The sequence below is a fragment of the uncultured Thiocystis sp. genome (assembly GCF_903866365.1).
In the GTDB taxonomy this organism is placed as follows: domain Bacteria; phylum Pseudomonadota; class Gammaproteobacteria; order Chromatiales; family Chromatiaceae; genus Chromatium.
In genome coordinates this window covers 1-2107 of sequence record NZ_CAIPNF010000427.1, presented here as the reverse complement: position 1 = coordinate 2107, position 2107 = coordinate 1, and the positions used below count along the sequence as shown (strand labels likewise).

General features: G+C 61.7%; 3 protein-coding genes. 2 read left to right on the top strand and 1 reads right to left on the bottom strand.

All coding sequences use genetic code 11. The annotated features are described in order from the left end of the window. Window positions 1-1518 (top strand): chaperonin GroEL (gene groL / locus QZY07_RS23450; RefSeq protein WP_295408171.1); only part of this gene is annotated, 1518 nt, incomplete at its 5' end. A gap of 2 nt (window positions 1519-1520) precedes the next feature. Then, window positions 1521-1841 carry an ISAs1 family transposase gene (locus QZY07_RS27590; protein ID WP_363184754.1) on the top strand — a complete coding sequence of 107 codons (321 nt, stop codon included), beginning with the start codon at window positions 1521-1523 and terminating at the stop codon, window positions 1839-1841. A gap of 85 nt (window positions 1842-1926) precedes the next feature. On the opposite strand, the gene QZY07_RS23445 is transcribed toward QZY07_RS27590, so the two are convergent. Continuing rightward, the coding region (locus QZY07_RS23445) for a hypothetical protein (RefSeq protein ID WP_295408169.1) at window positions 1927-2107 on the bottom strand (181 nt) is incomplete at its 5' end.

Below are 2107 nucleotides of genomic sequence, written 5' to 3'. Positions count from 1 at the left end.
GCGCCGACCGTGACCAAGGACGGCGTCTCCGTCGCCAAGGAAATCGAACTCAAGGATAAGTTCGAGAACATGGGCGCGCAGATGGTCAAGGAAGTGGCCTCGCACACCTCCGATATCGCCGGCGACGGCACCACCACCGCCACCGTGCTGGCTCAGGCGATGGTCCGCGAGGGTCTGAAGGCGGTTGCCGCCGGCATGAACCCGATGGATCTCAAGCGCGGCATGGATAAGGCGGTCGAGGCGGCCGTCGAGGAGCTGAAGAATCTCTCCAAGCCCTGCACCGAGAACAAGGCGATCGCCCAGGTTGGCACGATTTCGGCCAACTCCGACGAGTCGATCGGCAAGATCATCGCCGATGCGATGGAAAAGGTCGGCAAGGAAGGCGTCATCACCGTTGAGGATGGCACCTCGCTGCAAAACGAGCTGGATGTCGTCGAAGGCATGCAGTTCGACCGCGGCTATCTCTCGCCTTACTTCATCAACAATCAGCAGAGCCAGAGCGCCGAGCTGGAAGACCCCTATATCCTGCTGCACGACAAGAAGATCTCCAACATCCGCGAGCTGCTGCCGGTGCTCGAAGCGGTCGCCAAGGCGGGTCGTCCGCTGCTGATCGTCGCCGAGGATGTCGAGGGCGAGGCGCTGGCCACGCTGGTGGTCAACACCCTGCGCGGGATTGTTAAGGTCTGTGCCGTCAAGGCGCCCGGCTTCGGTGACCGTCGCAAGGCCATGCTGCAGGACATCGCCGTCCTGACCGGCGCGACCGTCATCGCCGAGGAAGTGGGTCTGTCACTGGAAAAGGCTACCCTCAACGAGATGGGCACCGCCAAGCGTGTCCAGGTCGCCAAGGACGAGACCACACTCATCGATGGCGCCGGTTCCGAGATCGACATCAAGTCGCGTTGCGAGCAGATTCGCTCGCAGGTCGAAGAGACCAGCTCCGATTACGACAAGGAAAAGCTCCAGGAACGTCTGGCCAAGCTGGCCGGCGGCGTCGCTGTCATCAAGGTTGGCGCCGCCACCGAGATGGAAATGAAGGAAAAGAAGGCGCGCGTCGAAGACGCATTGCACGCCACCCGCGCGGCGGTCGAGGAAGGCATCGTGCCCGGCGGCGGTGTTGCGCTGGTGCGCGCCCAGACCGCGATCAAGGGTCTGACCGGCGCCAACCACGATCAGGATGTCGGCATCACCATCGCCCGTCGCGCGATGGAAGAGCCGTTGCGCCAGATCGTCGCCAACGCCGGTTGCGAGCCATCCGTCATCCTGCACAAGGTGGTCGAGGGTTCGGGTAACTTCGGTTACAACGCGGCCAACGGCGAATATGGCGACATGGTCGAGATGGGCATTCTGGATCCGACCAAGGTCACCCGTTCGGCGCTGCAGAATGCCGCGTCGGTCGCGGGTCTGATGATCACCACCGAGGCCATGATCGCCGACGAGCCGAAGGACGATTCGCCAATGCCGGGCGGCGGCGATATGGGCGGCATGGGCGGAATGGGTGGCATGGGCGGCATGATGTAAGACTGCGTCTGGCCCCAGACTCAAAAAGCCCCGCCTCGGCGGGGCTTTTTCGTTTCCGGGATCGTCTTCTGGGGCGCCAATTTGCGCCGTTTGCGAACGGGATTCCGTCTCATGACGGCATCGCCAGCGTCATCTGGTGCCTGAATCCCAAGACGTTTCAAGCCTGTTTTGTCAGCTGGACACGCGCCATTGGCGAGGCCACCGACGGCGAAGTCGTCGCCATCGACGGCAAGACGGCCCGCGGCTCACGCGATCGGCGCCGCGGCCAGGCCGCCTTGCACATGGTCAGCGCTTGGGGCGGCCGCAACCGCCTGGTGCTATAGCCATCCAATGTGATATCCATACATGCCCCTTTGGTTATCCCGCATAATTAAAGGACTTTATCAAGGGACCAGTGAGAACGTCACGTCAGATCTCTATAGGGCAAGAAGCCACCGAGGAGACATCCAACGAAATTACGGCGCTTCCCAAGTTGCTAGGGCGTGTCATCAATTGTAGTTGTGTGGGAATATTGTCGCCCGACCACTTCAAAATGAACGAGGAGCCCGGATGACTCAGCGTCGCTATGCCCTGCGTGACGATCAATGGG